A 26726-nucleotide genomic window follows, 5' to 3' on the forward strand; every position below is an offset into this window, starting at 1 on the left:
AGCTATTATCTTTAGTACTTTGATATTGGTTTAACAACAATCAAATCAGCAATTAGCAGCCAAGTTTGCCTTCCGCTTCTAATGCTTTTTTGCTGCGGATAGGTGCTGGGCAATCTTCGCCATAGTACTGACGATCAGCAAAGTAGCTTGAGCGTACCATTGGGCCTGCCCAAATGCTAAAGAAGCCAATCTTTTTGCCGTAGTCCATATAGCGTTGGAACTCGTCTGGATGGACATAACGGTCAACAGGGGCATGGTTCTTACTAGGCTGTAGATATTGTCCAATCGTAATCATATCGACATCATGCGCTTTTAGATCATCAAGTAGCGCATAGACCTCTTCTTCGGTCTCGCCAAGCCCAACCATAAAGCCGCATTTGGTCGCGATATCAGGACGGCGCTCTTTATAAATCTTGAGCAAGTCGAGTGAATGCTGATAATCAGAACCTGGACGGAAGGCTTTGTATAGACGTGGCACGGTTTCAATATTGTGGTTAAACACATCTGGCGCGGTCTCTGTCAGTAAGTCCAATGCAATGTCCATACGACCACGGAAATCGGGTACAAGGATTTCAATTAAGCAGTTTGGGCTAAGCGCTCTTGACTCGTTTAGCACTTCTACAAAATGTCCAGCACCGCCATCTTTTAGATCATCGCGATCAACAGACGTAATCACGGCGTATTTAAGACCCAAGCCTTGAATGGTCTCAGCAGTGTGGCGCGGCTCATCTTTATCAAGCTCGTTCGGACGACCATGACCGACATCACAGAACGGACAGCGGCGAGTACAGATATCACCCATAATCATAAAGGTGGCGGTGCCGTCACCAAAGCACTGCGCAAGATTCGGGCAAGCGGCTTCTTCACAAACAGTATAGAGCTTTTGTTCGCGTAGTTTGGCTTTGATACGCGCCACCTCGGCAGGTGAGGACATTTTTACTCGAATCCAATCCGGCTTTTTCTTCGCTTCGACTGTCGGGATTACTTTAATCGGGATGCGGGCGACTTTATCGTAGCCACGCAGCTTTTCACCTTGAATGGCTTTTTTTGGTTTTACTCTTGGCGCAGGAATATGGGTTTGTACGGCAGTAGTCATAATCAATGATCTCTTAACCCTTTATAGTATAAGGGTTTATGGAATTATCAGCATGCTTTATAGGTGTCTTTATTATAACAGATATTGCGCTCAGGGTTTATTATTCAACCTTTTGTGCTATGGCTTTTTGTTTAAGTTGTCAATATCTATACCCATCTCATTAAACACTTCGATAGCCGCGCGAAACGCTTCTTGCGTGGCAGGTGCGCCGCAGTATGGGAGGCTATGCATCAGCACTTCGCGAATCTCAGCGACGCTAGCGCCATTATTAATCGCGCCTCTGATATGTCCTTTTAACTCATTTGGGCTTTTTTGCGCAATTAAAAAAGCAATGGTAATCAGTGAGCGATATTTGCGTGGTAGTACTGACTCATCTTGCCATGTGCTGCCCCACGCGTGCTCTATAATCCAGTCTTGCAGCGGCTGAGTAAATCCAGTCGCCGTATCAAGCGAGCGTTTGACATGTGCTTCACCCATCACTTCTGTGCGTACCTTGAGGCCATTATCATAGTTGGTGTTGCTATCCATATTGGCTGTCCTTTGATGTCTTATAGAAATGTCTGATAAAAGCGTATCACAGTCATATGGTGTCTGCGCACTCATAAAGCAAGTTTTTATCAATCAGTGCAGGTACGTAAATACGAGCGATTATAAGGTGTGCAATCATATTATTGATGGGACTATTTTTATAATAAATGTTGGATATGGCCTTACTATGAGCCTTTTGAAGGCTCAGCCATTAACATTTAGAGCGTTTTAAGCTATGATTGCACGGATAATTATTTTCTATAGTATATAGACGCAGGCGGTCATGCTGACTACCCACGTAATGTGCTAAATCCCAACTGACGAGGACGACTATTGTGTTAGAAGCTTATCGTAAACATGTCGAAGAACGTGCTGAGCTAGGAACGGTTCCGCTACCATTGAACGAAAAACAAGTAGCAGAGTTGGTTGAATTACTAAAGAACCCGCCAGCGGGCGAAGAAGCATTTTTGATGAACTTGCTAGAAAACCGTATCCCTGCTGGTGTAGACCAAGCAGCCTACGTCAAAGCGGCATTTTTGGCAGCTATCTTAAAAGGTGAGACGTCATCACCATTGATCAGCAAGCAAAAAGCGGTTGAAATCCTAGGTACGATGCAAGGTGGCTACAATGTACAGCCATTGGTTGCGGCACTAGATGACAGCGAAGTCGCACAAAACGCTGCTGAAGCATTAAAGAAAACTTTGCTCGTATTTGACGCGTTCAATGACGTGACTGAAAAAGCCGAAGCGGGCAACACCATTGCTAAAGAAGTCGTTCAATCTTGGGCTGACGCAGAATGGTTCTTGAATCGCCCTGAAGTACCAAAGAAAACCACTTACACGACGTTCAAAGTTACTGGCGAGACCAACACGGATGACTTGTCACCAGCGCAAGACGCATGGAGCCGTCCTGATATCCCATTGCATTCATTAGCCATGCACAAAAACTCTCGTGACGGCATTACTGCTGACGAAGAGGGCGTGCGTGGTCCAATGAAACTTATTGATGAGCTAAAAGAAAAAGGCCACCCACTTGCATACGTTGGTGACGTTGTCGGTACCGGCTCTAGCCGTAAGTCTGCGACCAACTCAGTGCTATGGCTGATGGGTGAAGACATTCCTAACGTGCCAAACAAACGTGGTGGCGGTCTAGTACTCGGTAACAACATCGCTCCGATTTTCTTCAACACGATGGAAGATTCTGGCGCATTGCCAATCGAAAAGGTCGCGGTTGATAACCTAAATATGGGTGATGTATTTGACATCTACCCACATGACGGCAAAATCACCAAGCATGACTCTGATGAAGTGCTATCAACGTTTACGCTAAGCTCGCCAACATTGCTTGATGAAGTGCGTGCTGGTGGCCGTATTCCATTGATCGTTGGTCGTGGTTTGACCAACCGTGCGCGTGAATACATGGGTCTTGGTCACTCAGACGTGTTTGCTAAGCCAGAAGAGCCAGCCGATACGGGTAAAGGCTTTACGCTAGCGCAAAAAATGGTTGGTAAAGCGTGTGGCCTAGAAGGCGTACGTCCAGGTATGTACTGTGAGCCTAAGATGACTACGGTCGGCTCTCAGGATACGACTGGCCCAATGACACGTGACGAGCTAAAAGACTTGGCATGTTTGGGTTTCCAAGCGGATCTCGTGATGCAGTCATTCTGTCATACTGCGGCTTATCCAAAACCAGTTGACGTTGAGACTCAGCACACACTACCTGACTTTATCATGAACCGTGGTGGCGTCAGCTTACGTCCAGGTGATGGTATCATTCACTCGTGGCTTAACCGTATGCTACTGCCAGATACCGTTGGTACTGGTGGTGACTCACATACTCGCTTCCCAATGGGCATCTCGTTCCCAGCAGGCTCTGGTCTGGTTGCTTTCGCAGCGGCGACTGGTGTGATGCCACTTGATATGCCTGAGTCTGTCCGTGTTCGTTTCGTTGGTGAGCGTCAGCCTGGTATCACCTTGCGTGACCTCGTACATGCGATTCCTTATCAAGCGATCAAAGAAGGTTACTTGACGGTTGATAAGAAAGGTAAAATCAACGAGTTCAACGGCCGTATCCTTGAGATCGAAGGTTTAGAAGATTTGACCGCTGAGCAGGCGTTCGAGCTGTCTGACGCCTCAGCTGAGCGTAGTGCGGCTGGCTGTACCATCACGCTATCTGAAGAATCGGTAACTGAGTACCTAAACTCAAATATCACGCTGCTTAAGTGGATGATCAGTGAAGGCTATGGCGATGCGCGTACCATCAGCCGCCGTATCGAAGCCATGCAAGAGTGGCTTGCGAACCCAAGCCTTATGCGTGCGGATGATGATGCTGAATATGCTATCGACATCACTATCGATATGAGCGAGATCAAAGAGCCTATCCTTTGCTGCCCGAACGATCCAGATGATGCCAAGACCTTGGCAGACGTGGCTGGTGATACCATTGATGAAGTATTCATTGGTTCATGTATGACCAACATCGGTCACTTCCGTGCCGCTGGTAAATTGCTACAAGACGTACCAGCAGGTAGCCTCAAGACGCGTCTATGGATTGCACCGCCTACTAAGATGGATGCACGTCAGTTGATGGAAGAAGGTTATTACAACGTCTATGCACAAGCCGGCGCTCGTACTGAGATGCCAGGTTGCTCACTATGTATGGGTAACCAAGCACGTATCGCACCGAAATCTACTGCGGTATCGACCTCAACGCGTAACTTCCCGAACCGTCTGGGTCAAGGCGCGAACGTATACCTAGCATCTGCAGAGCTTGCCGCAGTCGCTGCAGTACTCGGTAAACTGCCAACCAATGACGAGTACCAGCAATACGCTGGCATGCTCAACAGCATGGGCGAGGAAGTGTATCAGTACATGAACTTCGACCGTATGGAAGAGTATACTGAAGAAGCGGATAAAATTAACGTTGCTCAGTTGACTTAATTTTGGTTGACGCTTAAGTAGAACGTTTTTAAGTTCTATCGTTCTTATTTAAATAGAAACCCCGTATCGTGATGATGCGGGGTTTTTTGTTTTCAATATCAATAATACATTTAACTATAATCACGACAGGAGTTGTCATAATAGACATACGTCTATACTCAAAATTCTTAAAATATATGTATAATCGAGCAATAAAATTGTTATGAGAATTAAGATGAGTCTTTCAGTAGAAATATTATTAGGGTTTTTAGCAGTGATAGCAGCTATTACTGTCCCACTCATTATCTACTTCCTACAAAAAAGTAGAAAAAAAATTTCGTATGAAATTATCTCAAACACACAGTTAGTAGGTATCAAAAACAAAATTCAAGATAAGATTAAAATCTTGTATGAAGATAAATTAGTTGAAAACGTACACTTAGTATCTATTAGATTGATTAACGATGGAAACCAACCTATTGCTATAGATGATTTTGCCACACCTATTAGGGTACAGTTAGGCAATAGTACGAATATACTTACATATGAAGTCTTAGAACAAAATCCAAGTGAATTGAACGCCACTATTATAAGGACGGAAGATAGGGTTGAAGTCCAGCCTTTATTACTTAATTCTAATGATAGTTTTACTTTGAACATACTACTTAATGATTACGATGAAAGTCTATGTATAACGGCTAGAATAAAAGGAGTAAAAAATATAGGACTTTATAAAAAGTCAAAATTTACAATAGTTAATTTAGTTTTATTTCTGTACTCCTTACTTGGTATCTGCGCTGTATTCGGTGTCATATACGGAAAAGAAACTAATAATGACTTTATAAGTAACGTAGGCTTTATTACATATGTTACTTTCATGGCTTTATCGTTGTTAGGTCTGTGTGCAGGAATTGTACGTTTAATAATGAAAAGTTTTTCCCGAGATTAATACTTCAATAAAGGAAAGCTTTGTACCAAAATAATAAAGAGCTTTTGTTTATTAAATAAAGTGATTAGGTTATTAGAAATCTAATGGTCTCTGACCAGCAGGCTGAAACTTCTTTATAAAGGCGATAACGCTTCCCTGATATAAGCATTAACTGATTTTTCCAGTTATCTTATGTATAATATAAGGGCAGGCGGAAACCGTGGCTCTGCACTTCACTTACCTCTTTTTTATCTTTTCTATCTCGGGACGGACCGATACTTTGATATGCACTTTTTTGTTTAAATACAGGTGCTTTGGAGTTTTGGTTGATTACTTTATCCCCACTCAAACGCCGCATTGTCTATGTGGCTGTTTTCGAGATTGTCGCAATCATCTTGTCTACCTTTGTATTAATGAAGCTGAGCAATAGCGATGCGTCAGAATCATTGCCCGTTGCGATGATGGTCTCTCTAGCAGCCATCATTTGGAACTTTGTATACAACACCGCTTTTGAGACTTGGGAGGAGCGCAGGCAAATAGCAGAGCGCACGCTGCTTATTCGTAGTGTTCATGCCTTTATATTTGAAGTCGGTTTGGTTTTGATTTGCTTACCGCTATATATGGTTTGGTATGATGTTGGTTTGGTAAAAGCTTTTATGATGGAAGTGGCGCTGCTGCTATTCTTCTTAATCTATACTTTTACCTTTACTTTGATTTTTGACAAGATATTCTCATTACCTTATCAACATGATTCAGCGTCTGTATCATAACAATTATGCCATCAAGTAGTGACAATGGTATGGCATAAAAAAAGGCTACTAATTAGCAGCCTTTTTGACAATATTACTAAATCATCGATTAGCTATTTACCTTGATAAACTGGTTTGCGCTTTTCAATAAAGGCGCTGACGCCTTCGATAAAGTCATCGGTTTTTGCCATCATGGTCTGCTGCTCCACTTCCATATCTAATGCCTCGTTCAAACCCATAAACGCGTGCATATTGAACATATGTTTCATAGAGGCTAGGGCTTTACCTGGCAGCTGGCTCAATCTTAGAGCCAATGCTTGAACGGTGGCGTCTAGCTCTTCCACACTAACCACTTGATTGACCAGATTTAAGCGTGCCATATCTTCCGCTTTTATTTTATCACCCAGCATCACAAGCTCAGTGGCTTTTGCTGTACCAACCAATTGATTCAATAAATAAATACCGCCTGCATCTGGCACTAAACCAATATTGACAAAGGCTTGGACAAACTTTGCATTATCCGCTGCGATACGAAAATCACAGGTAAGCGCTAAGTTCATGCCAGCCCCTGCCACGGCACCTTCTAATTTGGCAATGATTGGTTTATGGACATTACGTAATTTTAAGCTGACTTCGCCTGCGCCTTCTACCATACCTCTCAACTTGGTTGAGATAACGTCCTTGTCCAATCCTTCAGATAACATCTCTTTGATATCACCGCCACTTGAAAAATTACCACCAGCGCCTTGCAAGATAATGACTCGTACTTGATCATCAGCCGCTGCTTTATCTAGCGCTATTAACACGTTGTTTTTTAGTGGCGTGCCAAACGCATTTAAGCTTTTTGGATCGTTAAACGTAATGGTGGCAATGTGATTATTCACTTGATAATCAACGATAGACTGTGACATTTGAGATTTCCTTATTTTCAATGACTGTGTTAAGCAGCGATTTTTGGTACCCGTATAAAAGACAGCGGGACAAATTGATGGTAATAAATAACGCAATGCTGATTACTATAGCAGCTTGCGTGCATTATAAAAGCAGGTTTTGTGGGCGCCTAAGACACATCTATATGGCGGTTAGCTCTTTGAGCTGCTCGTATAAACTGCCATGTCTGTATGAACAAAAAGAGTGTATGAATAAGATACAGATAATACGCATGGTTCATAAAAAGGTGAGTTCCTGACTTATTAATAGATTATGCTACTATGCAGGTAGCGCGTTAGGTCATGCGCAGCCCAACTGATTAATCAAAGTTTTCACCAAACAAGGAAGTGATTATGCCAACGATAAAAGTCAACGATGTCGATATCTATTATGAAGACAGCGCGCCCAATGACACGCAAAAACCCGTTATCGTGTTTGCCCATGGTCTGCTGTGGAGCTCGCAGATGTATGACAAGCAAGTAGAGTATTTTCAAACCGATTATCGCTGCATTGCGTTTGACTTTCGCGGGCAGGGTCAGTCACAGATTACCAATTCTGGCTACGATATGGAGACCTTGACCGAAGATACGCTAGGGTTACTTGACGCACTCGCTATTGCTAAATGTCACTTTGTTGGGTTATCCATGGGCGGGTTTGTCGCTCAACGTATTGCGCTTAAGCGACCGGATTTGCTGTTATCACTCACGTTGCTTGAGACGTCAGCCGACCCTGAAGATCCAAAAAATATTCCTGAGTACCGCAAACTGGTCAAAGCCATTCGATGGCTTGGGATGAAGCGCGTGAGCAATAAAGTCATGCCGATTATGTTTGGCAGTACCTTTTTAGCCGATAAGCTGCGCAAATCTGATCGCAAACAGTGGCTCACGATGCTGCAAAGCAATCGTAAGGGCGGTGTCGTCAAGGCAACAATGGGTGTCATCGATCGCACTGGCACTTATGAGCAACTGGGTGATATCACGATACCGACATTGATTGTGGTCGGTGATGAGGATGCAGCGACGCCTTATAAAAAGTCTGAGCGTATGCATTTTGCTATCGCTGGGTCGAAGCTTGCTATTATTAAAGGCGCTGGCCATACGTCGACAGTGGAAGAGCCTGATCAAGTGAACCAAGTGCTCAGCCAGTTTTTGACAAGCTGTGTGTAATGCTAAGCTGCTGAGGCAAATTCGCATAAAGTCAGACTGTTTTAGCAGTAGTCTATAGTCAATCCACTATAAAAGCGTTACAGCGTTAACCTCGCTTGAAGTATGACATATACATCTGCACTCGGTTGCCTTGTACCGCTCTTAAATTGGATCAACTATATAAAGATGTACAAAAAAAGCCGCTATTAATAAAAGGTAGCGGCTTTTTGCATCGTATTGAAGTATCACATAGTTAACGATTACATCCGTGAGCTGTATTGGCTGTGGCCATCATCGATAGTGCCAAATGCTTCTGCACGATTGACGATTTCGGTTGCCCATGCCCGGTGGGTTGCAGGTTCTAGCATGGTATTGTTGTACTTAAATACGGCCTTGGCCTCAGAGTGCAGGATTGCCTGTGCTTCATCCAATTTACTTAATGGCACGCAGTAGGCTTGCTGCACGAGTGCAATTTGGCTTGGATGAATGACCGTTTTACCGACCAGCCCCAAACTGACATCATGATTTAGCTCCTGCATAAAGAGGGTTGGCTGATCTAAATACTCAAATACAGGTGCGGTGAGATAAAAACCATGCGGTACAAAGCAGCCAAGCAGCTGATAGGCAAGGGTGCCGATAGGCGTGTCATAGACAATGCTGTTCTTCGGACGACGCAGGCGCAATGCGGCAAATAAGTCGTTACCCCCGATACGTAGCGCAAATACTGGCTGACTAAAGGCTTCTTTAAAAGCAATCGCCAGCTCTTGATTATGATGCGGATTGAATAATGCAGCCGTTTCGAGCGTCGGCATCAGCAGATGGTCAGCATTGAGGTTCTGACAGGCCATGCGCCAATTGGATAAGCTATACATATCGACCTTTGGCATGACAAAACCATCGATAAGATCAATATGAGCATAGTCAGCTAATTGCTGTAGCATCATCGGACTACGCGGACGTATAAAAACCAGTGGACGTGTTGGATGCTGAGTATGAATAGCAGCAGCTCGCGATGGATCATTGATGCTATTGACATGCTCAGCCCACGTACCCAGCAGCGTGCGCAAACGCTCAAGCGCCAACTCCACATCCTCATGACTGACGGCATCTTCTAAACAGATAATAATACTATTGATCGTTGGTAGTTTGTCACGCTTAATCACTTGCCAGATGTCTTGGCGAGTGGCAGGCATATAGAGGCTCGCCCCTAGTTGGTAGGGATGGTGCGTGTGCGGTCTGACCATCGCATGACGCTCAGTAATCAGATGCGCATAAGACAGGGTATCATAGGACTGAGTGTCAAGGTAAGTCGCTGACTCGTTGTTTGTTATATCTGACATAATTGGCATCATAAATAGAGTGTAAAGGGCAAGCGTTCAATCGCGCTAGTGGTGCTCAAGCCAAAAGCATTAACTGTCTTTGGCTCGTTGCTTGATAAGGGTGATGGCTTGATAAGGGTGTATTTTATCACCTAATACCTCAATAGTGATGCCTCGCTGCGCACATAAATGACGCAGTAGTGCGGTATCGGGATGCGCCGCGGTCGCGAGCAATATACGCTCTGGATCGCGGCGTAGTATCGCGCGCGTCGCCTCGGCGATAGTCGGCTTAATACGGTTGCGATTGGTAATGTCATAGTCCGTGGCGAGCGCATCTATTAATGCTGCCGTCTGGTAGCGCGGCTGCTGATAGGTTGGCAAATGCTCTGGCAGCATAGTCAATGAGCGTCTGGCTGCATCAACATGATCGATAAATGCCAAACTATGATCTGCGTCTATCAAATCCTCATAAAAGACACTGCGGTGTAGACCAGATGACGGCTCGGTGTATAAGCTGCGTGAAATCAGTCCTGATACGGTACTATTTAACAAACCCGATGGAATTAACCAATCTTCCGCGCTCGCGGCGAGCCAAGCAACGCCCGCCGGATCGGCAAGGGTCAGTAGTGGAATGACATCAGCACCTTGATGAAAAATATTGGCAAAGCTGGTGTGAATGGGATCGCTAAATGTCTCTAAGCTACGAGCAAGCTCCTTATAAATCGCGCCTTTACCTGTCCAGCCATCGACAAATACAATCGGACTGTTTGGGTAAGCGTCAAGCAGCATTTGCAGCGCCACAGGATCTAGCCCGCGATCACGAATGATACTGATGCCATAATGTATACTTGGCAAATGATAGCTGCTATCTGTGTCAGATAACGCACGCTGCAATAGCACACCAATCGGTAGACCTGCCCGTACCAAGCTAATCAAGACTAGCGGATGCTCGTCACTGACATCATGACAAAAGACATGATGTAGGGTATGCGCTAAGCGTGCGATATCAGTTGCGGCTCTCTTACCACCTTGCGCTAGTGCCTGTTGGTATAGCTCTTCATGCATCGCGGTAGGCGCTTGCTCCAAGGTCAACATATCAGAGTAGTGACGTTGCCCACTTTGAATGAGTGCCTCTTTTTGACTGACGGGCACATCAGCAACAGCGTCTTTATCGACGATATCGAGCAGGACGGTCACATCGCTGGCAAGGTAGCTACCTGAGCCGTAATTGTTTAGATTGGCTCTGTTGGTCTGTATGTTAGGTAAAGTCATAGTATGAATAATAGCACTCGTGATGATAAAAGAGAGGTTCTGTGTCTGCTTTTTGGCTGATTTTCTGGGCTGATGTTCTAGCCCAAATAATTAGACAGATGGCTAAGGCTGATACTGCTCATGCATCTGACCGCGGCTTGGCATACCGTACCAGTCAAGCAGCTGCAAAAAAGGCAAGTCTGCTAAGCTATCACCAAAGCCAAAACTGGGACGCTGATGGTCTAAATGATTGTCTAATAAAAACTGTACAGCATGGCGCTTGTGTACCGCGTGCGGTAATATCGCTAGATTATTGGCATTCACATGCACATAAAAATCTTGCTCAAAATCGCGTATTAACGTGGACAGTTTTTTGGCCAGTTCAACTAATGCTTGATGGTCTTTTTGCGCGTGTTTGATCGCTAGATAAATCGTTAATTCTTCATTTACAGACCCATTGTTAAAGCTATCGACATGCGGCGTAAATACCAAATGACTCTGCTCATTTTTGCTATGACTAGCAAACAGCTCGCTTAGTTGGTTTAACTTATCTTGCAACGGTGCAAGCTTGCTATGCATATGTTGCTGCCACGCGCTTAGTAACTGCCCATCAGCCGTTAAAATAATGGCACCATGGGTCAATACTTGCCAACTGTCGAATGGCAGTTTCACGCGTTCGATCTCACTGCGGTCACGTGCTGTTACTACGATTAATTCAGTGCTATTGAGTAGCCAATTAAAAAAAGTCGCTTGGCGCTGACTCATAAAGCTTAGGGGCTCGTTTTGCTTATTGACTGTCGCACAAATTAAGTGTTCTGGCTCTGCAGTCGGGACTTGCCAAGCATCAATCTTGCGCTGGGTTTGAAAAAGTGTATCGTCCAAATCCATTAAGGCATAGGGTTTGATAATATCGGCGCTGGGCTTGAAAAATGGGATAGTCATGACGTCGTCCATAAACAGTAAGTATGAAAGTTAAAGAATGGTTTGAATTGTCGGACTTACCACCACCACATTATCCAAACCTTTCCACATCGCATCCACGCTATCCGTTGGTGTTTCTACACATAATACAATCAAGTCCCACTCGTCAGGGTCAACATTATAAGCAAAGTTGGTCATGCCAAGCCCATAATTATCATGAAAGCTCAGCATCGTAGTAATGGCGCCGCCAAGCGCAATTGGTGAGCGGGTTAATGCACTAAATTTCACGATAGCATTTGTGTCAGCTTTGAGGTTTTGAGATGTTGTCTCAAGCCATTCCGCCAACAAAAACGGCAACCAAACAAACTCATTGCTACCCAACACCAATATTTTTTTTGGCAATTGAGTGACATCAAAGCTGTCTTGACTATGGAAGCTTGCAAATGCAGCCTGAAAGCTCGAAAGATAGTTATTAAAGCCATCTGTGCTATTTAATGTGGGAAAACGTCCCCAGTTACCTGTAAATCCAAGCGCTTGACTACCAGCGGCAGTGGTATCAACCGATGGCATGGTGATAGGCTCTGGGTTGGGCGCGTCTGTCCATTGCCATGCGCCAGACAGTAAGTGATGGCGATGAAACTCAATACCAGTTAAGCGATCTGCCATACGCGCAGGCATAATATCATCTGTCTGCTGGTTTGTATTTTCTTGATCCAATGACCAATCAACCAAAGTCGTTAGATGTACTTGCTCTAGCTGAGTGAGCCCTGCAGCACGTAAAGCCGTGACGACATTGACACAAGTGTTGCCTGTTGAAGCTTCATCATCGACCATAATCAGCGTTTTGCTGGTAAGCAGCTGCTCTTGCGTGACGCTATCTGTACTTTGATAAATTAAATGCTGGCTGGCATGACTGTGATCTTCATTAAACGTTGTTAATAACGCTTCGGAGTTATTGTCACTATGCTGTGTGTGACGCGTAGAGTTTAGCAATAACGCATTTGGATAACGTGTTTGTAGCGCTTGATGCACGCCAGCGGATAGACCAACAGCGGTCTCTGCCATACCAATAACTAAAATTGGCTTGGGCAAATCGCTAGGAACTAAATTGGCCAAGTCAGTAAACGCATTTCGCATCGTTCTGGGTGCCACGGGGATATGACGGCCCAATACTTTGGAGACAAACAAAAACGCCCGTTTTGGATTAATACGCTGAGCAAAACCAAGCAGATCTTCTAATTGATAACTGTCGTTTTGTTTCAGGCTATTTTTGTTAGCCATTGAGTTGGTCTGATAGGTCAGATCAAGGGTGCCGCGAGGTAGGGTGATGCTGCGTTTATAGGTTTTGTTAGAAGTTATATCTTGATTTGTATCATTCATTATTTCTTGTTGTCCTATGTATTATCAGATTTTGTTTGTTGCTAGTGTTTACTTAGCTTTATGACGTACATAGAGCGTAGAGTTTACCGTTTTGGTTTCAAATATTCCGATATTTCTAATCATGCTAGAGAGTCTGGCATAACCGTAATTTTTAGGATCGAAATTTGGGTAGTGTGTTTTTATGGCGTTGCCAATCAAACCGAAATTCACCCAGCGCTCGTGGTCGGCTTTCGGGTGATCGATAATGGAAGCACGCAGACTATTTAATAATTTTGTATCACATTTTAGGCGACTCTCATTCCATGTTGACGTGACATTGCCGTTTGGTGCTACACTGGACATTGGCAATGTACCATTTTTTAGTTTAATAGAAATGACTTTGTTCACAGTACGGATGTCATATAACGCCATTGCTATAATTAATTCTGAAAACTTTGCATAGCCATATCTATCTAACTTGATATTTGTATGGTGTTGTTTAATCTGGCTGGCAAGATAAGATAAATTTGACCAGCCTTTGGCAGAATTTGGGTCTTCTTTTATCAGCTTGTTTAATATGCTAATAAGATGTGTCTGCTTTTGAAGTGCTTTGGTTGTCCATTTTTCGGGTGATGTTTTGGATTCGGCGACAGGCAGCAATGGTTTTGTCTTAGTATCAAAGCTAGGCGTGTCTTTGTGCTCGCTAATGGGCAGTGCTTTTGGTAAAGGTACTAGATCCTCCACGTAGTAAAAACTGTCACAGGCTTGTGTGAATGCTTTAACGGTCTGCTTTTTACCGAAACCAAAGACTTTGATACCATTTTTTCGTATGCGTAACGCCAAAGCAGTGAAGTCACTATCACTAGATACTAAGCAAAAACCGTCATAATGACCACTATGTAATAAGTCCATAGCTTCAATAACTAGACCAATATCAGTCGTATTTTTACCTTTAGCATAGGCGAAATGTTGTATTGGGTCGATAGCGTGTTTTAAGAGTGCTTCTTGCCAACCTTGAATATGTACATTGCCCCAGTCACCATAGACTTTTTTGCAAGTAACATTACCGATACTCTCTATCTTACGTAAAATATAATTAATGTTATTAGCTGAAGCATTATCGGCATCGATAAGAACGGCTATGTTGTTGAGTTTCATTGATATAACAGTCCTTGATTAATACCGTTTTTCTTTTGATCTTATCATTGTAGTATGTCGTTAACCCTGACAGCCAACCAGCCATAATGCACTGCGACTTTGCTTGCTCAGTTGCGGTGTGGTCAGAGGCGTGGCACTTGTCAAATCAGCCTTACTCTCCAAACTGATACAAGCGCTCGCAATTAAGGCAGATAATAACTGAAATTTCACCGCGTAGTTCATGTTTTGGGCGTGTTCATGAACGAGACTGGCAGTCACCATGCCGATGACCTCACCGGTTGGTAGTAGTAAAGGACTACCACTAGAGTCAGGCTGAATGGGTGCGGTAAACTGAAGATAACGAATATCATCGTTTAAGCCCGTTAGCCCTGAGATACAGCCTTGTGTGACTTGTAGTTGACTGCTTAGCCCTGATAATGGAAATCCTAATGTAGTAATGGTCTCACCCAATATGTCACTGCATTGCTGTGCCAATGGTATATGGCTGGGCAGGGGGTCACTGACTCTGATAATAGCGGAGTCGCTACCGATATCACTGAGCACGACTTGTGCCTCGCGATCAGGCTGACCTTGCTGGCGTATGCCAATCATTTGAGCGGACTCAATCACATGATAGCAGGTGAGCAAGTGGTGCGGATCAATGGCAAACGCCGTCCCTGTCCATGTCTCACCTGCCTGCACGTGAAGAGGCGGACGCATTTCATTGTGAGGGCAGGCTTGCTGTTGCTGTGCTGCTTGGATACGTGCATGTGTGTTGGGTGGACGAACATCAAGACTGACTTGTACTCGCTGCTCAAGACTCGTCAAACCTTGGGTCGAAGCTTCGCCAAGCGCCCGACATTTAAACTGTCCATTCCGCTGATATATCTCTAGTATAATCGCAGCTTTGACGTGGCGTTCGCGCGCTGTAAAGTCGTAGCGAAGTGCGCCATCATTCAGTGTCAGGCAAACATTGCTTAGCTCAACCGCAGGCAAGTTCAGGCTAGGCTCATCGTAAGCATAAGCAATCAGCTGTAAAAAATGCACACCTTGTTGCTCAAACAATTTGGGTAGATTAAGCTGCCATTTGCTTGGGTTATTGGCATCATCTATCGTTGCCCAGTCTTTGGGCTCATGTAAATAAGCAGGGCTACAAACAGCCTGACGATTGGCATCTAATGGCAACCAAAGTAGCCCAAGCTGCTGTCCAAACTTAAGCGGAGAAGTGCTAGAAAATGCGACCGAGCAGCGCACGTCTGCGATAACAGCATTAGCGCCTAACACGAGTGTGGTCTGTGCTGTCATCGTCTACCTTTTATTGGATATATACTCGGTTGTCAGTCGTTCTTTATGTTGCCTGCTTATTTTTACTTATTCAGCAGTATCTTCAATTTTTACGCCTACCATAATGGAGCGTACTTGACAGGGTGTTATTTGTTGCATGATATCAGCCAGTGTTGGCTTATCAGTTAGACCAAGCCAATAGCCAAATCCGACCTGTGTCAAATCCACATCGCTATGCGTTGTGTAACCAATACCACCAGAGGGGCGACTATTGATCTCAAGCACACGGTGCTGACCGTCATCATCAGCTTTGGTCTGCACACTGACGATACCGTCACAGCCAAAGGCTTTAATCAATGGAATCACCACATCCATGACGGATTGCTCATAGCCGATATGCTGGATTTTGCCGGTTTTATAGCGCGTGACGGCGGCCAAGACCTCACCATATTCACAAACCACATCAATAGAGTATTCCTGCCCTGATAGATAAGGCATAAGCAGCATAGGAATAGGGCGCTCACGTACCATTAGACTGTTTTTATAAGCGTGCATAAACTGCGCGGTATTGATTTTTTTCTCTTCGGTAAAGTACAAATGCTCAAAACTATCGTAGTGTTCATCAGGTTCTTTACCTGAGTCCAAGCGCCAAAATCCTTGAGCAAAAATACCAACAACTGGTTTGACACATAGGGGCTGATGACCGTGTTCGGCAAGTAATGCTTCCAGCTCTGTCACATTATCAAAGCGCCAAGCATCAGCGACAGGAATATTATGATGATGGCATTGCTGCATAAAGGCAAATTTATCTTCGATCGACTCTAGTGCTGCTACGCTGGTTGCGCCTGTAAGCAAACGAATACCAGCGGCATCAAACGCCTCACGATGCGCTTCATAATCGACCCCATTGCGCCCCGTTAATAATACTTTAACGTTGTGCTCTTTGGTATGTTCCAAGACAAATTGCCAGCGAGGTATAACAGGCTCAGTTATCTCTTGCGCCTCATCCTCTATGGCTGCTTTTTCTGGATATGGTTCGCGATAGACCCTATCAGCAAATTCAAAAATCTCAGGTCGGTTATGACGGTGTGAGGCAATAATATTAAAGGGGTTGTTCGATTTGCTTTTTAAGTTCTGCAAACTCTCTAACATATCGCGCTGGCTGGATTGACCCTCAGCTAACCAAGCAGCTATTGATGTGGAGTGGACGCTATCGTTAGCAAGGTTATTCATAGTTCTCTCAGCGTTACTGTTATATATAGGGGCAGATGAATGGGCCGATATAAGGATCTTTTGGCAGCATATATTATATACAAATGGCACAGGTTATAAATGCTCCTGATGAAATAGGCAAAAGGATTTGTAAGAGTGATCTTGTAGCTAGTAGCGCAATTGCTCGGTTTAAAATGTTCATAATATTCATGCTACTATATGACGATAGTGAGCATGCCAATGACAACAACGACAACATAATAAAGAATCTAAAGGACGTATGATGAAACAACCTCAGCAACTGATCGCAGGTGCCAATGCACCATTACCAACTGATAATATTAGTGTTCGCATCTTAAGCCAAAACGCCATTGATTGCGCCGCTTATCGTCTGACGACTGATGGCAAAGTACGCGGCGATGGTGACATGATATTTTATGGTCAGAAACGTAGCGATGATGGCAATGTTAGTTTTCGCGGTCATGACAGTGACGGATTTTTTGATATCAATCTGCTTGCGCAGCCTGCGAGTATTGAAAAAATCGCTTTGGCATTCTCTAGCGCGCAGACATTGGCACAAGTCGGCGATGTCGATATTCAGGTACTACAAGGCAGTCAGGTATTGATGACTTGTCAGCTGAGCAGTGCTGGGCGTAATGAAAAAGCCATTATTTTGGCGGAGTGTTATCGCAGACAAGGCAACTGGAAGTTTCGCTTTATCGCGCAAGGATTTAATGGCGGCTTGAAACCGTTGTCGGAGCACTTTGGCGTTGAGATTGCTGATGATGCGCCAGCACCCCAAAATACAACGCAAAATCAGGCTCAGCCGATTAATACGCAAAAAGCAGACAATACCTCTCAAGCGAGTACTCCGCCACCGATTCCTGCGACCCCGTCGGTCAACCTAAACAAAATCACTTTAACCAAAAATCAGTCCAGCATCAATCTGAAAAAGCGCGATGATTTTGGCAAAATCTCAGTGAACTTAGACTGGAACCAACGTTCAGATGGTAATAAGTCAGCACCCAAGAAAGGCCTATTGGGTGATCTGTTCAAACAGCATCAATCAAGCGGTATCGATCTAGATGTTGGCGCGATGATTCATCTAAAAAACGGCGAAAAAACCCTGATTCAAGCACTGGGTAATCGCTTTGGTAGCCTGCAATCAGCGCCTTATGTATGCCTGCGAGCCGATGATAGAACGGGGCAGGTGAGTGGCGGTGAGTGGCTTGATATCAATGGTAAGCAGTGGTCACAGATTGAGGAGGTATTTATCTTTGCCTTTATTTATGAGGGCGCGCCAAACTGGGAAAAAACCGATGGCGTCGTGACCATTCATGTACCCGATCAGTCACCGATTGAGACCCGTTTAACAGAAGGGGCTAGTAACTTGCCGATGTGTGCCATCGCGCGTTTGGTCAATCAGCAAGGCAGTATCAATGTCGAGCGTATTAATCAGTATTTTAAAGGGCATCAGGAGATGGACAAAGCCTTTAACTGGGGATTTAGCTGGAAGCGTGGGCGCAAGTAATGGTTTGAACCATACTAATAGAATAGAAAGCCCATGAGCACAAAAGCGACTGATTAAAAAAAGCCAGCCAATCTATTGATAGACGGGCTGGCTTTTTACACACTAAGTCAATGAATCAGATAAGTCGTTATCCAATTAAAGGCTCAACTCAGTTATGCGTGCGGCGTAATTGCAGGCATTAAATCATGGAAGGTGCGACCAGACGCAGTCTCGCCAATAGCGTGCATTTTCCATTCATTGTTATGCCGATAAACTTTTGCCATCACCATAGCAGTATGTCCACCTTGCGCTGATAAGTTGTAGCGAGCTACTTCGCTGTTGTTATTGGCATTAACAATACGGCAAAACGCGTTTTCGACGGTCTCAAATGTCTGACCCGTAAAGCTATTGACCGTAAACACTAGTGAAGTCACGTTGGCTGGGACTCTTGAGAGATCAACGTTGATGACTTCATCATCACCATCACCGTCGCCAGTACGGTTGTCGCCTGTATGGACGATACTGCCATCTTTTGATTTAAGCTGACTGAACCAGATAGCATCGACCGCTTGTTTGTTTGCGTCAAACATAATGCACGAAGCATCCAAATCGATAGAATCGCCGCCGCTACCACCGCCGAATAATTTACCTAAAAAGCCACCTTTTTTGTCTTGTGGATTTTGAGCAACATCCCAGCCTAGACCCAATTTGACTTGAGTCAGCTCGCCGCCTGCTTCTTTGCTTAGGGAGATCTTCTGTCCTTTTTGTAGACTAACTGCCATGTGAGTATCCTTATAATAATTGTGAGTAAAACTGCTTAAACATAGTTCTAAAAAACGCTATAAGATATTATCTAAAAAACCACCGCCGCCGCCGCGTCCACCTGAGCTCGTTCCTAAGACACTCTGCAGCCAACCTTGATAGCTGTCACGATTGCGCGAGCAAATAATGACTTTACCGCTTCCTGAAAAGTTCAGAACCATACCCTCGCCACTGGTGACGGAATTGATGATATTGCTCATGATGCCTTTTTTCTTGCTGGTCGAGACGGACAGTTTATAATCGAGATTTGAATCCCAGCAAACCACATGACCATTATCAATAATGACATCTTTGTCTGGGGTGACCTCAATCTCAAACAATGAGCCAAAACCAGATACCACAACCTGACCTTTTCCTTGCGTCTGCATGACCATAAAGCCACCAGTATCACCGAATACCGCACCGCCCAGATTACGCTGAATATTGGCTCTGATATCAACGCCAGTTTGCGCCGCGACAAAAGCACCATCACTCAAGGTATATTGCTGTGATCCCACCTCGATGATTTGCATATCGCCATCTAGTGTGGGGGCAAGCAAACAGTCGCCTTCGCCATGGACTGCTTCAATCTGCTGTTGAAATAACGATTCATCATTGGCAAAGCGGCGCATAAGCGATTGCATCAGTCCACCTTGTAGCTTACCTTTTAGCTCAAGGTTAGACTCCATCATTACCATTGCATTGGCTTCACAATAAATTGAATCACCTTTTTTGAGATTACAATGCAAAAAAGGCTCAATAGTACCGATTAAACTGAATGTTGCGGCCATGGGGTGCAAATCCTTATTCTGATATCTTTAATAGGTGCTCTTAATGTGGGGGGAATAGACCTATGTGTTTTAGCGTTTTTATATTGATGAGCCTATTAAATTTAAAGCCATCAAATGCGTTAAAAGGGCACACTTGATGGCTCATAGGCGTTGCTATCAGAAAACTGATAGCAACGCTTGGCTCGCTAGATATTTACGTCAATTTAACGTTACACGTTTACGCCGTAAGACGCTGCTAATGGTCCAAGACCACCGCTGAAACCTTGACCGACGGCACGGAATTTCCAGTCACCGTTATGACGATATAGCTCACCAAAGATCATAGCCGTTTCAGTGCTGCCATCTTCTGATAGGTCGTAACGGGCGATTTCAGATTGACCATTATCATTTACAACACGGATATAAGCATCGCCAACTTGACCGAAGTTTTGGTTACGTGCTTGGCCTTCATAGATAATCGCACAAATGGCAACTTTGCTCACGTCAGCTGGGATGCTAGCAAGATTTATTTTGATTTTTTCGTCATCGCCATCGCCTTCGCCAGTACGGTTATCACCAGTGTGCTCAACGGCGCCATTGTCTGACTTTAAGTTATTGAAAAAGATAAAATCTTGATCGTTACGGACTTTGCCTGCTTCGTTGATTAAGAAGGCAATAGCGTCCAAATCAAACTCTTGACCGTCAGTTGCGCGTGGATCCCAGCCTAAACCAACTGTGATGTTGGTTAAACCTGGTGCTTCTTTTGATAAGTTTACGTTGCCGCCTTTTGTTAAGCTAATAGCCATACAAATACCCTTTGGATTAATAATTAAGTGGATTGGGTCGAAAAAATAAATTAAAAGTTGTGCAGTGACTGATATGAAAGGGCAACTGGTAAAGAACCTAGCTGTATACCACGTTCTGCATATCATTACGTTTTACTATACTAAGCGTTTGCTCACTAAGCAAGGCGTATTTTGTGCGCTTACTATATGCTTACTATATGCTTACTAAGCGACATAATAACCCTGCATTTTTGATACTTTTTAATCATCTTAGCAATAGTGGTTAACGTATTGTTATGCAAAGGTAAATTATTTAATGACTGTTTCCTTTGGATTAAGCCATAGAATGAAGAGAAACCTACCCTAGGTTGCAAAGACATAACCAAAAAAAGCGGGTCGTACCAGATATGTTGGTACGACCCGCTATAAGCTTGACAACTCAATAAAATTTAAACGTAATATTGTACTGAATAATCCATTAATAAAAGTATTTAGATAAAGGTTTTATTCGGCAAAAACCGACCAGCCTGTTTCTTGTACAAACAGCTCTAATGCTTTCAACCCAAGCTTGGAGTTTCCGATATGATCCAGCCCTGGCGACCAGACAGCGATAGAGCCTTTGCCGGGAGCTATGGTCAAAATACCGCCACCAACCCCACTTTTACCAGGCAAACCGACGCGATAGGAAAACTCACCAGACCCATCGTAATGACCGCACATCATCATTAGCGAGTTAATCCTTCTTGCGCGGTGCTCGTTAATTACACGTACCCCTGAGTGCTTATCAACTCCGTTAGAGACCAAATATAGACCAGCGCTGGCTAATTGCTGGCAATTCATCTCAATCGAGCATTGATGAAAATAAACCCCAACACCTTATCTACATCGTGCTTGAGACGACCAAAGGATTTCATAAAGTACGCAAGCGAGGCGTTGCGGTCTTTGTGCGCCATCTCAGACGCTGCCACTTTGTGGTCAAAACGGATGGACTCATCGTCCGTAATAAAGTGCACAAACTGTAGAATCTCAGCCAATATTTCTCTAGGTTCGTACCCATCATGATCGCATCGACCACCGCAATGGCACCAGCATTGATGAATGGATTGCGTGGTCGACCAGTTTCATGTTCTAGCATGACGATTGAGTTGAAAGGATCACCTGAGGGTTCACGACCAACGTGTGTCCAAAGCCCATCGCCCAATTTGCCAAGTGCGATGGTTAGAGTAAATATCTTGGAGATACTTTGGATCGAAAACAGAGTGCTCGCATTGCCCGCTGTATACATCTTTCCGTCAGGTGTCGCTACTGCAATACCAAACTGGTTTGGATCTACATGGGCCAGTTGCGGGATATAGTCCGCTACTTTTCCACGATCGGTTTCAAGTGCCATCTGTGCGGCAATATCATCAAGAATCTGTTGCATAGTGCTTGAAGGGTCTCATTTTTGGTGAGCAATTAAAGGACGAAGATTCTAACCGAATAACGTATAGTAGTGATGAAAAAATTGTATGTGAAGCAAAATACGCATGTATTTTAGCGATAGGTAAGGATTCGCTGTGTGACTCATGCCTGCCATTATAACGCAAAAAAGCAGGCCATATCTGATGATACGACCTGCTCAAAGCTATACAGCATCATGCGAACAACAGGTGCTAATTAAGCCTTGCTGCTTCCGCTTTACGATGTTTCAGCGACGCCCATAATGCAAAACCAATAAAGGCAATACCGATAAGACCAGTAATAATTTCTGGTACATGGAACTTCACTGACAACAGCATAATGATGGCTAAGGCACCGATGGCGTAATGTGCGCCATGCTCAAGATAAATAAACTCATCAAGCGTGCCTTTGTCTACCAAGAAGATAGTCATCGAACGTACGAACATCGCACCAATGGCAAGACCAAGCATGATAACAATGACATCATTGGTAATGGCAAATGCGCCAATCACACCATCGAAACTGAATGAAGCATCGAGGATTTCTAAGTATAAGAAACCAATGATACCGCCTTTCATGATAGCGCTGGTTGCGGCTGCGCCACTTCCTTCGTTTTCTAAGTCTTCTTCGAGATCACCTTCTAGCATACCAGAGACAACCTGTACACCAAGGTATACTAGAATGCCCCAAACGCCAGCAATGAGCACAGCACTTGACTGCTCTGCACTGGCCCATGATACCGCAATCATTAAGACGATAAGCGCAACAAATACGCTCATCGCATCGACTTTGCCTAGCTTGACCAAACGGCTCTCAAGCCAGTCAAACCAATGGACATCTTTGTCATCAAAAATAAAGTTCAAGAAAACCAATAGTAAGAAAATACCACCAAAGGCTGAGATTTCAGCATGGTGCGCCATCAATCTGGCTGAGTATTCTTGAGGATTGTTCAAGGCCAAATCGATCACTTGCATCATACCAAGGTCAGCGGTAACCGCAACGATGACAATAGGGAAGACCAAGCGCATACCGAATACCGCAATTAAAATACCCACGGTTAAAAATATCTTTTTCCAAAATTCGTCCCAGCCCTTAAGGACTGAAGCGTTGACCACCGCGTTATCAAAAGATAACGAAATCTCCATGACGGCCAAAATAGCGGTAATCGATAGCGTGGTTATCATCCCACCCATACCGCCATGTGAATATCCCCACCATGCCGCTATTGCTAAGGCAATGATTGTGAAGATAATATCTAAATAAAAATGTCTCATGACACATCCTATCTGGTTGCGTAAAGCTGGTCTATTATAGACACAAGCCGCAAAAAAGTGGTTATTGCTAACCACTTTTTATGCATAATTTTAAACGAAACGTAAAGCATTACTAGTCATTGGGGCATTAAAAATTGTGACTATTTGCAACGATGCTCGCTTGATATCTTGGACGTGATAATCGGAATGGCTGATAGCCCAAATGCCAATAAAAATAAGGCTCTAGATATCAACGCCGTACTGATGACACATCGCCTGTAAGCCACCTGAATAACCTTGACCTACCGCGCGGAACTTCCATTCACCGTTATGGCGATATACTTCACCGAATACCATGGCTGTCTCAACAGAGTAATCTTCTGCTAGATCAAAACGTACCACTTCAGTACCGGTTTCTTCGTTAACAACGCGGATAAAGGCATTGGCTACCTGACCGAAGTTTTGGTTGCGAGTAGCAGCGTCATGGATAGTCACCGTCACGACTACTTTATCAACGTCAGCAGGTACTTGGGTTAAGTTTACTTTGATAACTTCATCATCACCATCGCCTTCGCCAGTACGGTTGTCACCTGTGTGCTCGACCGCGCCATTATCAGATTTCAGCTGATTATAGAAGATAAAATCATGGTCGCCGCGCACTTTACCTGCACCATTTAGCAAAAATACGCTGGCATCAAGATCGAACTCAGCACCAGAGGTGGCGCGCTCATCCCAGCCTAGACCGATTAGTAGCTTGGTCAAATTTGGATCAGTTTTCGTTAGCGATAAGTTACCGCCTTTGTTAAGTGATAGAGCCATAGTGTTATCCTTATTATTAGACGTTAGAGATTTAATGACATAAAAGGCGATGCTTACGCTATCACTGCGCAAATCCATCGCCTAGTAATGCTCTATCATAACAACAAAAAATGACCCAATCAAAGCCGATTGGGTCATGGTTATATTTCATATACATTGGCCAAAAAACTTAAGTTTCAGGCAGTTACGTTACTCATTATAGCTACCTTGTTCATGGCATTTGCCAGTATAGCAGCATTGCTCACTCATAAATGCTTATCTATAGACTCTGACGATGACGAATCTCAAAGCTTTGATGAATAGGTTTTTTGATATTAAAATCAAAGCCGATCGTCTTTTGGGTGATATTAATAATATCGTAGCGCTCGACTAACTGCTCATCTAGCTCAAAGCGAGTGAAGTTATTAGAAAAATACAAGACGCCATCAGAGGTTAAGCGGTTCATGGCCCGATTGATCAGAGCTGCATGATCACGCTGCACATCAAAGGTGCCTTGGAACTTCTTCGAGTTTGAGAACGTCGGTGGATCAATAAAGATAATATCAAACTGCTCGGTATTGTCCTTGATCCACTCAAAAATATCGGCGGCAACGAATTGATATTTATTGCGGCTGACGTCTAGACCGTTCAAGGCAAAGTTTTGTTTGCCCCAATCTAGGTAATTCTGTGACAAATCAACGCTCGTGACTTTTTTGGCACCAGCAAGTGCAGCATGGACACTCGCTGTACAAGTATAAGCAAACAGATTCAAGACAGATTTGCCGTGACTGTTGTTTTTGATTCGGGCGCGCATATTACGGTGATCGATGAACAGACCCGTATCTAGATAGTCGGTAAAGTTAACGTAAAAATAAGCACCATCTTCGCGGGCGACATGAAACTTGCCGCGTTTTTCTGTGGTGTTCTGTTTACTGTACTGATCGTTACCAGACTGACGGGCACGCGTTTTGATAAAGATTTGCTCACGATTAATATCAAACACTTCACGGATACCCATCAGCGCGAGATTAAAGCGTTTTTTGGCTGTTTCAGGTGGAATAGTCTTAGGCGGTGCATACTCTTGCACGTGGGCATAATCGCCGTATAAATCGATAGCAACCTTGAAGTCAGGCAAATCGGCGTCATAGACACGAATGTTACTGACATTGTCTTTTTTCGCCAGTTTCTTAAGCTTGGTCAGGTTTTTTTGTAGACGATTGACAAAATCTTGTCCGTCTTCTACGTCGATCTCACGCTTTTCAAAACGGCTGACAAGATTGCCTGTCTGTCCAGCGATAAGCGTTCCGTAGCGGAAATAGACGGTGATCGCGCCATTATGACAGCGTAACGTTTTTGGTTCTTTAATCGGTAGGATATCTACTTGCTCGACACGAGCAGCCAATATGCCAAGCATTGGATCGATACCGCTGCCAGCAAAGCTGTCTTGCACAATCAGGCCAATGGCTTGATACAGTGGCTTGATCATTTCTTCATCACCCAAACGCTCACCATAAGGCGGGTTGGTAATGATTAAAGGATTACTCAATCGACCGGCATCCACGAGCGGTTTTAGGGCGCTACCAAGTTCATCAAGCGCACGCTGTTCGATGTCTAGTAGCGGAAGCAAATCTTGAAGTCCTGCCGCGATGAGGTTTTTTTCGGTTGCGATAATCGCGCCATTATCAGCATCAAAACCCAACACAAGCGGCAGCGTATCTGGTTGCTCAATGGCAATCTCTAATGCTTCGCGAAAACGTGTCTGTGCATCCTCAATCATCTCCTGCCATAGCGTCTCGTCATGATGCTGCCACTCATAGAAGCCAAATTGATTGGCCGCTTTGTCGATACCTACAGCATAATCACAGTGCATGAGTAGCGCTTCGATAAGGAAGGTACCAGAGCCACACATTGGGTCTATTAACGCATTATAGTAAGGTGCATCGCCTGCATCGTTTTTCTTGTGCCAACCAGCGCTATAGAGTAGGGCGGCTGCCAAGTTTTCTTTTAATGGGGCTTCTGTCATAGCCACGCGATAACCACGGCGATGCAAACTGGTCCCTGATAAATCTAAATACAGCTCGGCCTGTTTGTCATTGACGGTCGCAAAAATAGAAAAATCTGGGTTTTTGCTATCGACATTCGGACGGCTGTCGTACACTTCGTTGAAGGTGTCCGCAATGGCGTCTTTGACACGTAGCATGGCAAACTGCTGGCTGACGGCAACGCGCTTATCGACAGACAGACGGATGGCAAAGGTTTGCTCTAAGCTAAACTGCTCAGTCCAATTGACGGATTTTGCCAAACCATATAGCTGCTCTGCAACATCGTATTCTGCATTGATGTTTTTGCGTTTGATGAGCATCAATACCCGCGAAGCCACACGTGACCAAAGGCAGATGGTATACAAGTCGCGTAAATCACCCGTGACGGCAAGACGACCAGTACTCTTGATTTCGCTATCAATACCGAAACTTGTCAGCTCAGTCTGCAGCGGTGCCTCAAGCCCATCGGCACAAGTAATGATAAGATCAAGCGACAATGTAGAAGAGGGTGCAGCTGCGGTTTGTTCGGTCATACGGGTACCTGTGGGCT

General features: G+C 44.4%; 21 protein-coding genes and 1 pseudogene. 5 read left to right on the forward strand and 17 right to left on the reverse strand.

The window, feature by feature from the left end; genetic code table 11:
• Positions 1-52: 52 nt before the first annotated feature.
• Both lipA and AC58CZ_RS02855 read right to left on the reverse strand, forming a co-directional pair.
• Positions 53-1096 carry a lipoyl synthase gene (gene lipA / locus AC58CZ_RS02850; protein ID WP_186474195.1) on the reverse strand — a complete coding sequence of 348 codons (1044 nt, stop codon included), beginning with the start codon at positions 1094-1096 and terminating at the stop codon, positions 53-55.
• A gap of 117 nt (positions 1097-1213) precedes the next feature.
• A complete protein-coding gene (locus tag AC58CZ_RS02855) occupies positions 1214-1624 on the reverse strand; it encodes a carboxymuconolactone decarboxylase family protein (RefSeq protein ID WP_286708033.1) in 411 nt (136 codons plus the stop codon).
• Positions 1625-1959: 335 nt separating this feature from the next.
• Here AC58CZ_RS02855 and acnB point away from each other — a divergent pair, with 335 nt between their 5' ends.
• From acnB to AC58CZ_RS02870, 3 genes are all read left to right on the forward strand, one after another.
• Positions 1960-4563 carry a bifunctional aconitate hydratase 2/2-methylisocitrate dehydratase gene (gene acnB, locus AC58CZ_RS02860; protein ID WP_494223428.1) on the forward strand — a complete coding sequence of 868 codons (2604 nt, stop codon included), beginning with the start codon at positions 1960-1962 and terminating at the stop codon, positions 4561-4563.
• A gap of 214 nt (positions 4564-4777) precedes the next feature.
• Positions 4778-5491, forward strand: a complete 714-nt coding sequence (locus AC58CZ_RS02865; RefSeq protein WP_494223427.1) for a hypothetical protein — start codon at positions 4778-4780, stop codon at positions 5489-5491.
• 305 nt (positions 5492-5796) lie between these two features.
• Positions 5797-6240: a PACE efflux transporter gene (locus AC58CZ_RS02870; protein WP_494223426.1), complete on the forward strand. Its 444-nt coding sequence runs from the start codon at positions 5797-5799 to the stop codon at positions 6238-6240.
• A gap of 92 nt (positions 6241-6332) precedes the next feature.
• Here the strand turns inward: AC58CZ_RS02870 and AC58CZ_RS02875 are convergent, their stop codons facing one another.
• Positions 6333-7130 (reverse strand): enoyl-CoA hydratase-related protein, encoded by a 798-nt coding sequence (locus AC58CZ_RS02875; protein ID WP_494223425.1) that lies wholly within the window; start codon positions 7128-7130, stop codon positions 6333-6335.
• 372 nt (positions 7131-7502) lie between these two features.
• Between AC58CZ_RS02875 and AC58CZ_RS02880 the strand changes: the two genes are divergently transcribed.
• Positions 7503-8315 (forward strand): alpha/beta fold hydrolase, encoded by an 813-nt coding sequence (locus AC58CZ_RS02880; RefSeq protein ID WP_494223424.1) that lies wholly within the window; start codon positions 7503-7505, stop codon positions 8313-8315.
• A 239-nt stretch (positions 8316-8554) separates the two neighbouring features.
• On the opposite strand, the gene AC58CZ_RS02885 is transcribed toward AC58CZ_RS02880, so the two are convergent.
• From AC58CZ_RS02885 to AC58CZ_RS02915, 7 genes are all read right to left on the reverse strand, one after another.
• Positions 8555-9634, reverse strand: coding sequence for an HpcH/HpaI aldolase/citrate lyase family protein (locus AC58CZ_RS02885; RefSeq protein ID WP_494223423.1), 1080 nt, complete (start codon positions 9632-9634; stop codon positions 8555-8557).
• Between the two features lie 69 nt (positions 9635-9703).
• Entirely contained in the window at positions 9704-10885 is a 1182-nt protein-coding gene (locus AC58CZ_RS02890; protein ID WP_240366182.1) for a cysteine protease StiP domain-containing protein, read from the reverse strand.
• Between the two features lie 102 nt (positions 10886-10987).
• Entirely contained in the window at positions 10988-11806 is an 819-nt protein-coding gene (locus AC58CZ_RS02895) for an HAD hydrolase family protein (protein ID WP_339605573.1), read from the reverse strand.
• Between the two features lie 30 nt (positions 11807-11836).
• Complete coding sequence (locus tag AC58CZ_RS02900) at positions 11837-13165, reverse strand: phosphoribosyltransferase domain-containing protein (RefSeq protein WP_339605574.1); 1329 nt, start codon at positions 13163-13165, stop codon at positions 11837-11839.
• Between the two features lie 48 nt (positions 13166-13213).
• A complete protein-coding gene (locus AC58CZ_RS02905; RefSeq protein WP_071001916.1) occupies positions 13214-14302 on the reverse strand; it encodes an NYN domain-containing protein in 1089 nt (362 codons plus the stop codon).
• Positions 14303-14362: 60 nt separating this feature from the next.
• Complete coding sequence (locus AC58CZ_RS02910) at positions 14363-15586, reverse strand: trypsin-like peptidase domain-containing protein (RefSeq protein ID WP_494223422.1); 1224 nt, start codon at positions 15584-15586, stop codon at positions 14363-14365.
• Between the two features lie 66 nt (positions 15587-15652).
• Positions 15653-16798, reverse strand: a complete 1146-nt coding sequence (locus tag AC58CZ_RS02915) for an ATP-grasp domain-containing protein (RefSeq protein ID WP_494223421.1) — start codon at positions 16796-16798, stop codon at positions 15653-15655.
• A 262-nt stretch (positions 16799-17060) separates the two neighbouring features.
• Between AC58CZ_RS02915 and AC58CZ_RS02920 the strand changes: the two genes are divergently transcribed.
• A complete protein-coding gene (locus tag AC58CZ_RS02920) occupies positions 17061-18308 on the forward strand; it encodes a TerD family protein (RefSeq protein ID WP_186475511.1) in 1248 nt (415 codons plus the stop codon).
• Between the two features lie 152 nt (positions 18309-18460).
• Here AC58CZ_RS02920 and AC58CZ_RS02925 read toward each other — a convergent pair whose 3' ends face one another.
• The 7 genes and pseudogenes from AC58CZ_RS02925 to rlmKL form a co-directional block, all read right to left on the reverse strand.
• Positions 18461-19069, reverse strand: coding sequence for a TerD family protein (locus tag AC58CZ_RS02925; protein WP_058024749.1), 609 nt, complete (start codon positions 19067-19069; stop codon positions 18461-18463).
• 57 nt (positions 19070-19126) lie between these two features.
• The gene (locus tag AC58CZ_RS02930) at positions 19127-19879 is read right to left on the reverse strand and encodes a TIGR00266 family protein (protein WP_093068073.1); all 753 of its coding nucleotides are present in this window, start codon (positions 19877-19879) and stop codon (positions 19127-19129) included.
• 209 nt (positions 19880-20088) lie between these two features.
• The gene (locus AC58CZ_RS02935; protein ID WP_093068076.1) at positions 20089-20664 is read right to left on the reverse strand and encodes a TerD family protein; all 576 of its coding nucleotides are present in this window, start codon (positions 20662-20664) and stop codon (positions 20089-20091) included.
• Positions 20665-21147: 483 nt separating this feature from the next.
• Positions 21148-22066, reverse strand: a pseudogene (locus AC58CZ_RS02940) (glutaminase).
• A 229-nt stretch (positions 22067-22295) separates the two neighbouring features.
• On the reverse strand, positions 22296-23357 hold the full coding sequence (locus tag AC58CZ_RS02945; protein ID WP_071001908.1) for a DUF475 domain-containing protein: 1062 nt from the start codon (positions 23355-23357) through the stop codon (positions 22296-22298).
• Between the two features lie 222 nt (positions 23358-23579).
• The gene (locus tag AC58CZ_RS02950) at positions 23580-24155 is read right to left on the reverse strand and encodes a TerD family protein (protein WP_058024753.1); all 576 of its coding nucleotides are present in this window, start codon (positions 24153-24155) and stop codon (positions 23580-23582) included.
• 259 nt (positions 24156-24414) lie between these two features.
• On the reverse strand, positions 24415-26709 hold the full coding sequence (rlmKL, locus tag AC58CZ_RS02955; RefSeq protein WP_093068083.1) for a bifunctional 23S rRNA (guanine(2069)-N(7))-methyltransferase RlmK/23S rRNA (guanine(2445)-N(2))-methyltransferase RlmL: 2295 nt from the start codon (positions 26707-26709) through the stop codon (positions 24415-24417).
• Between the last annotated feature and the right edge of the window lie 17 nt (positions 26710-26726).

Source organism: Psychrobacter sp. CR212 (assembly GCF_059693765.1).

Coding starts and splice junctions, on each gene's coding strand:
- AC58CZ_RS02950 (WP_058024753.1), bottom strand. CDS start 24,155: ATGGCTCTATCACTTAACAAAGGCGGTAACTTATCGCTAACGAAAACT.
- lipA (WP_186474195.1), bottom strand. CDS start 1,096: ATGACTACTGCCGTACAAACCCATATTCCTGCGCCAAGAGTAAAACCA.
- AC58CZ_RS02855 (WP_286708033.1), bottom strand. CDS start 1,624: ATGGATAGCAACACCAACTATGATAATGGCCTCAAGGTACGCACAGAA.
- AC58CZ_RS02895 (WP_339605573.1), bottom strand. CDS start 11,806: ATGACTATCCCATTTTTCAAGCCCAGCGCCGATATTATCAAACCCTAT.
- AC58CZ_RS02890 (WP_240366182.1), bottom strand. CDS start 10,885: ATGACTTTACCTAACATACAGACCAACAGAGCCAATCTAAACAATTAC.
- AC58CZ_RS02915 (WP_494223421.1), bottom strand. CDS start 16,798: ATGAATAACCTTGCTAACGATAGCGTCCACTCCACATCAATAGCTGCT.
- AC58CZ_RS02905 (WP_071001916.1), bottom strand. CDS start 14,302: ATGAAACTCAACAACATAGCCGTTCTTATCGATGCCGATAATGCTTCA.
- AC58CZ_RS02920 (WP_186475511.1), top strand. CDS start 17,061: ATGAAACAACCTCAGCAACTGATCGCAGGTGCCAATGCACCATTACCA.
- AC58CZ_RS02885 (WP_494223423.1), bottom strand. CDS start 9,634: ATGTCAGATATAACAAACAACGAGTCAGCGACTTACCTTGACACTCAG.
- AC58CZ_RS02875 (WP_494223425.1), bottom strand. CDS start 7,130: ATGTCACAGTCTATCGTTGATTATCAAGTGAATAATCACATTGCCACC.
- AC58CZ_RS02900 (WP_339605574.1), bottom strand. CDS start 13,165: ATGAATGATACAAATCAAGATATAACTTCTAACAAAACCTATAAACGC.
- AC58CZ_RS02910 (WP_494223422.1), bottom strand. CDS start 15,586: ATGACAGCACAGACCACACTCGTGTTAGGCGCTAATGCTGTTATCGCA.
- AC58CZ_RS02925 (WP_058024749.1), bottom strand. CDS start 19,069: ATGGCAGTTAGTCTACAAAAAGGACAGAAGATCTCCCTAAGCAAAGAA.
- AC58CZ_RS02865 (WP_494223427.1), top strand. CDS start 4,778: ATGAGTCTTTCAGTAGAAATATTATTAGGGTTTTTAGCAGTGATAGCA.
- AC58CZ_RS02935 (WP_093068076.1), bottom strand. CDS start 20,664: ATGGCTATTAGCTTAACAAAAGGCGGCAACGTAAACTTATCAAAAGAA.
- rlmKL (WP_093068083.1), bottom strand. CDS start 26,709: ATGACCGAACAAACCGCAGCTGCACCCTCTTCTACATTGTCGCTTGAT.
- AC58CZ_RS02945 (WP_071001908.1), bottom strand. CDS start 23,357: ATGAGACATTTTTATTTAGATATTATCTTCACAATCATTGCCTTAGCA.
- AC58CZ_RS02880 (WP_494223424.1), top strand. CDS start 7,503: ATGCCAACGATAAAAGTCAACGATGTCGATATCTATTATGAAGACAGC.
- AC58CZ_RS02930 (WP_093068073.1), bottom strand. CDS start 19,879: ATGGCCGCAACATTCAGTTTAATCGGTACTATTGAGCCTTTTTTGCAT.